Origin of the sequence: Cytophaga sp. (genome assembly GCF_051961495.1) — a bacterium.
Lineage (GTDB): Bacteria > Bacteroidota > Bacteroidia > Cytophagales > Cytophagaceae > Cytophaga.
Window position 1 is genome coordinate 1 of sequence record NZ_JBQCDF010000108.1, and the last position, 7,260, is coordinate 7,260.

The 7,260-nt window shown below is 37.8% G+C and carries 5 protein-coding genes; all 5 read right to left on the minus strand.

The window, feature by feature from the left end; genetic code table 11:
• Positions 1–335 (minus strand): Dps family protein (locus tag ACTHJT_RS05125; protein ID WP_440236832.1); only part of this gene is annotated, 335 nt, incomplete at its 3' end.
• Positions 336–430: 95 nt separating this feature from the next.
• On the minus strand, positions 431–1,930 hold the full coding sequence (locus ACTHJT_RS05130; protein WP_440236834.1) for a sensor histidine kinase: 1,500 nt from the start codon (positions 1,928–1,930) through the stop codon (positions 431–433).
• Positions 1,917–2,510 carry a chemotaxis protein CheB gene (locus ACTHJT_RS05135; protein WP_440236836.1) on the minus strand — a complete coding sequence of 198 codons (594 nt, stop codon included), beginning with the start codon at positions 2,508–2,510 and terminating at the stop codon, positions 1,917–1,919. The genes ACTHJT_RS05130 and ACTHJT_RS05135 overlap by 14 nt, the downstream gene beginning before the upstream one ends.
• Positions 2,507–3,349 (minus strand): CheR family methyltransferase, encoded by an 843-nt coding sequence (locus tag ACTHJT_RS05140; RefSeq protein ID WP_440236837.1) that lies wholly within the window; start codon positions 3,347–3,349, stop codon positions 2,507–2,509. The genes ACTHJT_RS05135 and ACTHJT_RS05140 overlap by 4 nt, the downstream gene beginning before the upstream one ends.
• 32 nt (positions 3,350–3,381) lie before the next feature.
• A complete protein-coding gene (locus ACTHJT_RS05145) occupies positions 3,382–6,858 on the minus strand; it encodes a response regulator (RefSeq protein ID WP_440236838.1) in 3,477 nt (1,158 codons plus the stop codon).
• Positions 6,859–7,260: the final 402 nt, after the last annotated feature.

The window sequence follows — 7,260 nt, forward strand, 5'->3', positions numbered from 1 at the left end:
AGTGCTTCATGGTCGGCAAGTAATTCAGTAAGCATTCCTTTTTGATCAGGATATTTTCCAGGAGCTTCTTTTATGCGGGTAATTTTTCCGAATTCTTCCATGGTACCAATAGTCTTTGAACCAAGTTTATTGATGCGTTCGGCAAGCTCATCAATGATTTCTTCCAGCTGTGTATACTGCGCTTCAAACAATTTATGCAATTCCATAAAACTCTGTCCTGATACATTCCAGTGAAACTTTCTTGTTTTTACATACAAGGTCATCTCATCTGCTAAAGCTATCGATAACATGTTTACACTCTTCTTAATGTTTTCTTCACTGATACCTAGTTTCATAACGTTGATGTTTTAAATTAATTGAATCAAAGTTGATAAAACCTGAACAGAATGATTTACATACATTTGCAAAAAAATTACAAAAAACACATGTACTAACTATTATTTGCAACTTCAACTGGTAATGAGAAATAAAATGTAGCCCCTGCATTTACCTTTGACTCTGCCCATACTGAACCGCCATGTTTTTCTACAATTCTTTTCACAATAGCTAGCCCTACGCCGGTTCCTTCAAAATCTTTACTGCTATGCAGGCGTTGAAACACGCCAAACAGTTTATCCATATATTCCATATCAAAACCGGCGCCGTTATCCTTAACAAAATAAACGATTGCTTTTTTCTTTTCATCTTTAAACGAGCCCACCTGTATTTGAGGAGACTCTACTTTACTGGAATATTTAACAGCATTTGAAAGCAGGTTTACAAATACCTGTTTCAGCAGATTATAATCAGCACTTATTTCCGGCAGTTCTTCAATAACCAATGTGGCCTTTTTATAAGAAGTCTGTATATCCTGGTAGGTAGATTGCACAAGTTCATTCATATTAATATGTTGCTTCTGAACAGCCTTTTTACCTAATCGGGAAAACGCAAGCAAGTCGTCAATCAATGAATCCATTTTAATAGCATTGCGCTTAATATTATCCAGCAAGCCATTAAACTTCTCGTCCATTCCTTCAGCAAAGCGGTCTTCTATCATTTGCGAGTAATTACTAATAGCACGCAATGGCGAACGCAGGTCATGAGAAACAGAATATGAAAAAGATTCCAGTTCTTTATTCACTGCTTCAAGCTGCTGGATATTTTCCTGGAGATTTTCATTCAGACGGATGATCTCATCTTCTTTTTTCTTTTGTTCAGTAATATCACGGGCATTTGAAAACCATTTCCCGTTTTTGACAACAATGTTCCATTGCAGCCATTTATAAGACTGATCTTTACAGATAACCTTCGTTTCAAATGAAAGGGTATCCTGATTGGACTTTTTATTCATTTCAAACAACGCCTTATCTTCATCATTCAGGAAATAAAGCAAGGACTGGTTAGCGATCTCTTCGGCCGGATAACCCAAAACCTTTGTCATGGCCACATTGAATTCTTCGAACTTAAAATTTTCCGCATCAAGGGTACAGATAATATCCAGGCAATTATTAATAAGAATAGAAGATTTCTCCAGCGCATGATTAATTTCAACCAGCTCTTTACGTTGCAACTCAAGCCGGAGCAGCATGTTTACCTTGGCCTTTGTAATCTCGGGATCAAGCGGTTTGAACAGATAATCAATAGCCCCTTCTTCAAGCCCCTTCAGCATGTTTTTCTGTTCCTTCAATTCTGCCGATGCAAATAGGATCGGAATATCCTTTGTCCTTTTGTTAGACTTCAGCATATTGGCTACTTCAAAACCATCCATTTCCGGCATCTGCACGTCAAGAATGATCAGATCAACAGGTTTGCTCAATGCAAGCTTGAGCCCTTCATCGCCGGATGTTGCCTTTAAAAATGTACGTGTTTCTTTCATCAGCAAATTTTCAAGCGCAAATATGTTACTTGAAATATCATCAATGATCAAAATGGTTGCATTACCTTCTTTCATGAATATTGATTAAATAAGATGTAATTTCTTCTAATGTTCCGATTAAATCTACCGCTCCGGTATTAATAGATGCCTGGGGCATGTATGGATATTCCGCTGTCAGCGGGTCCTGTGCAAGTGTCACTCCTCCTGACCGCTTGATCTCCAGTATACCTTCTGCCCCGTCGCTGCTGGCACCTGTAAGTATAACCCCGACCAACAACTCCTTATATACTTCAGCCGCTGTTGTAAACAGTAAATCAATCGATGGCCGGCTATGTTTTACATATATATCTGAAGTTAATGAAAAAGTTTTATCCAGTTCTATCAGCAAATGATAATTTGGCGGTGCTGTATATACATACCCGGCTTCAATTTTTTCTTTTTCATCTGCCTGTTTGACCTTGAGGAGGCATCTTGTCTGCAGCAAATCTTCCAAAAGGTCTTTATGGTCTTTACCCCTGTGCTGTACAATAATCACCGGCAGCGAATATTCCTTAGGTAACTTACTTAATATATAAATAAGTGCATGTAAACCTCCTGCTGATACACCAATAACAACAGCAGAAAAATTCCTGGTGTTATCCCCTTCTGTTTTCATTTTACTTTCATAAAAATACGTTCCTTTCTATCTACATCTTCAAAACTTGATTTTTTATCTGCAAACAAAAGAGATTCTTTACTACCCAACGCCAAAAAACCAAAAGAACAAAGACTGTCATGAAACAGATTAATCACTTTATTCTGCAGCTGCTGATTGAAATAAATCAATACGTTTCTGCAAACAATAAGCTGGAACTCATTAAAGGATTTATCAACGGTTAGGTTGTGGGGTGAAAAAACAATATTCTGCTTAAGTGATTTATCAAACATCACTGAATTGTATTTGGAAATATAGTATTCAGACAAGGAGTGTTTACCGCCAGCGTTGTTATAGTTCGAAGTATAAGCCTTCATGTTATCAACGCCATACAGCCCTTCTTTAGCAATCTGAATCGACTTCTGGTTAATATCGGTAGCATAAATAATTGAACGCTCCAAAAGGCCTTCTTCCTTTAATACAATAGCAATGGAATAAACTTCTTCACCGGTTGCACAACCTGCGATCCAGATTTTAATGATCGGATAGGTAGCCAAACGCTTCATTACATTTTGACGCAAAGATTTATAAAAAGCAGGATCACGAAACATTTCTGTAACCGTAACGGATAATTCCTGAATAAATGTTTCAAATACGGTTTCATCCTTTAATAAAATTCTGCTCAGATCCTGTAACGAAGGTATCTTATGTACATTCATGAAGTTCATGATTCTCCTTTTAACAGACGCCTCTGCATAATCGGTAAAATCATAACCATACATGAACTTTATTGCGTCTAAAAAAGATCGCAGTTCCTCCTGAGAATATTGAAAAGTATTTGGTGCTGATGAAAAATCCATAGCTTAAAGATTAAAACCAATACAGCAGTCAATTAATTATACAGCCATACGCGCATGAGTGATAGAAGCTGCTCAATATTGATTGGCTTCGAAATATAATCAGACATACCCACGGAAAGACATTTCTCCCGGTCGCCTTTCATTGCTTTCGCGGTAATTGCAATAATCGGTACTTTATCATATTTCTGCATGCTGCGGATGGCCTTTGTTGCTTCATAACCATCCATCTCCGGCATCATAATGTCCATTAGAATAATATCAACCGTTGGATTTTCATCCAATACCTTCAACGCTATTTTTCCGTTTTCTGCAATAAAACAAGTCATTTCCTGCTCTTCCAGGGCGTTCGTCAACGAATACACGTTGCGTATATCGTCATCAACAACCAATACTTTCTTAAACTTCAGGATCTCTTCCGTTTTATGAAGCCTGCGGATAATGCTTTGTTTTTCTTTAGGTAGCTTTGACTCCACGCGATGTAAAAATAATGTGGTTTCATCTAAAAGTCTTTCCTGAGAATTTGCAGTCTTCAATACCACAGCGCTGGCCAATCTGTTCAGAATATTTTTCTCTTCCGTAGTGAGGTCTCTCCCGGTATAAACAATAATCGGAATGCTTTTTATCTGCGGATTTTCCTTTATTTTTTCAATGAGATCAAAACCTGACATATCGGGCAAGCCAAGATCAACAATAATGCAATCATAGTTATCTTTCAAAAGCATTTCATATGCTTCATGACCGGTGTAAGCTGAATAGCTTTTTACGTCGCCATTACCAATCAACTCACGGATTGCCGTGTTCTGTGTTTCATTATCTTCAATGATCAATAACTTCTTTAACTTCTTCCGTGCAAACTCTTCGATCCGGTCAAAAGATGCCAACAGGACTTCTTTCGTTACAGGCTTTTTTAGATAATCAAAAGCCCCCAGTTCAAGCCCTTCACGTTTTCTGTCATAGCCGGAAATTACCTGCACCGGAATATGGCGTAACGCCGGATCATTCTTCAGTTGTTTTAATACCTCAGCGCCATCCATTACCGGTAGTTTCATATCCAGCATAATAGCATCAGGGCGATATTGCCGCGCATAGCTTAAACCTGTATTGCCTCTTGTAGCAATGATACCTTTATAATTCCGTTCTCTTAAAAAGTCCAGCATAAGCTTGGCAAAAACAATATCATCTTCCATCAACAAGACTACCTTATCGTTAACAGATATGTTGTTTCTATCATCAGTTACTTCTTCAAATTCTTCTCCCCCCTGCAATTCTTCCATTGCAGGAGCTGCTGCAGTAGACTTCAGTTCATCTTTGATAATTTCGATCTGTGGCCTGACCGGTACGCGTTCTTCCCTTTTAATATTTGCTTCATTATATTTTACTGGAATAAATAAGGTAAACGTACTCCCTTTGCCTTCCTCACTGGACACCTGAATCTCGCCGCCCAATGCAATAGCAAGCTCACGGCTGATAGACAAACCTAATCCAGTACCACCATATTTTCGTTTGGTTGACCCATCAACCTGTTGAAACGCTTCAAAAATGATCTGCTGTTTGTTAAATGGTATACCGATTCCGGTATCTGTGACAGAGAATGCAAAACTATTCTCAGTCGTTAATTCTTTATTTTTAAAAACCGTGGCAGGTTCAGGTTTACGTATACCAACAGTAACAGAACCTTTACTGCTTGTAAACTTAAACGCGTTGGAAAGCAGATTCCGAATGATCTGTTCCAGCCTATGCCTGTCAGAATGAATAGTTGTTTTCAGCAATTCATCGTTGCAATCAATCCTGAAATTAATGGATTTCTTTTTAGCCACTTCATCAAACATGGCATGTGTACGTGAACAGATGTCACTCAGTGGTACATCTTCAATTTCAAGATCAAGCTTGCCGGATTCAACTTTGGAAAGATCCAGAATTTCATTGATCAATTCAAGCAGATCAGAACCTGAATTGCAGATGTTCTTCGCAAATTCAACCTCCTTCTCACTTAACGTTTTGTTTTTATTATCAGCCAGTAATTGTGAAAGAATTAGAATGCTGTTCAGCGGCGTACGCAATTCATGCGACATATTCGCCAGGAATTCTGATTTGTATCTGCTATTGAGTTCAAGTTCATGCGCTTTTGTTTCTATTTGCATCTTGGCATTTTCCAGCGTCTCTTTCTGTTCTTCCAGTAAATTCGCCTTTTCTTCGAGTTCTTCATTACTCTGGTGTAACTCTTCCTGCTGCGAACGAAGATCAGCTTCAGATTTTTCAAGCAATTCGGTTTTCACCTGCAACTCTTCATTGAATTGTTTAAGTTCTTCCTGTTGTGCTTCCAGCTCTTCTGTCTGGCGCTGGGTTTCTTCCAGAAGTTCTCTAACTTTTTCTCTGGCATGTGAAGAAGCAATAGCAATCGATATGCTGTCCATTACACGCTCTACATATTCCTTTTGATTCTGAGTAATAGGTCTGATACTGCCAAGTTCAATAACACCGGATACTACTCCTTCAGAAAGTATGGGTACAATTAAAATATGAGTTGGGGTGATTTCACCCAAACCGGAATCGATAATAAAATTTTCAGAAGGAATATTTTCAAGCAACAATGTTTTCTTTTCCTTAGCTGCCTGCCCGATCAAACCTTCTCCTAAACGAACAGGCAACATTGCTGTTTTTTTTCTGGACAGTGCATGTCCATTGGATAATTTAAAGGCACTGCCCGTTTTATCCAGAATATAAAAGGCCCCGACATTCACATTCAGGTACGTTACAAAATGATCAATCACTGCCTGACCCAAATCTGCAATAAGCATATTGCCCTGCATGGCCTGTGCCAGCGCACCGCTGCCTGTAAGACTCCAGTTTTTATTGGAGGTTTCAATTTCAGCCTTACGCAACGCATTTAAATTTGCGGTTACGACAAGGTAAGATGCTATCAGAACAAGAATGATACAAACTTTCAGCGTAAGGTAAACAACGTTAAAATTGTGTGCGTCACTATCGCTGGCAGCTTTTCTTTGCTCCAGCAATTTAAATTCTGCTGCCTTTGCTTCATCTATATTAGCACGAATCTTGTCCATGATTCGCTTGCCGTTTTCAGTTACTATGAGTTCCTGAGCTTTTTCAAAACTCTGGTTGCGGAGGCGGATACAACTATCCAGATGAATCATGTGTGCTTCTACAAGATCATGTATGATTGCAACTCTTTTCTGCTGCACCGCATTATCCGCAGTAAGATCTTTGATATAATCCAGGTTGGAGTTAATTTTATCAACCGCTTTGTTATATGGTTCTAAAAAATTTTTATTGCCGGTAATTACATATCCGCGCATGGACGTTTCTGCATCGGCTTCTGTAACCAAAACCTGTTCAAGTCCGTATAAAACAGTGTGGGTATGATCTACCCACCGGACTGTTTCCTGAAACTTTTTACTATTCTTATAGGAAATATAACCTACTATTATTAAAACAATTGTACAAGCGCCTAATCCGCCTAAAATTTTATTATCCAAGGAGAGTCTCATATTATAAAAATAAAAAAATTACGTGTAGTTCAATAGAATAATTTTACTTTATAAAAATATACATTTATTAAAAATAAATTTCCAAATACTCAATTAATACACACTTTTGTAATGTTTTTTTTAACATAAGATTATTGCAATAGTGGTATTATTAGGCTTAACTTAATTTTCTTACTATTACGATGTAACTGTGAAAAATCAATTATTGTACTATTCAAGTAGACTTACTTTTTAAGTACTTATAATACATAAATTGATCCACAGTGTATAGATCAGGCTATGGACATAAAGGATAAAATCAAGGTTTTGATGCTGGAAGATGTAACAGACGATGTTGCAATCATTGAATACGTTCTTACTAAAGGTGGTATTGAGCATGAAACGTTACAGGTAGATACCAAA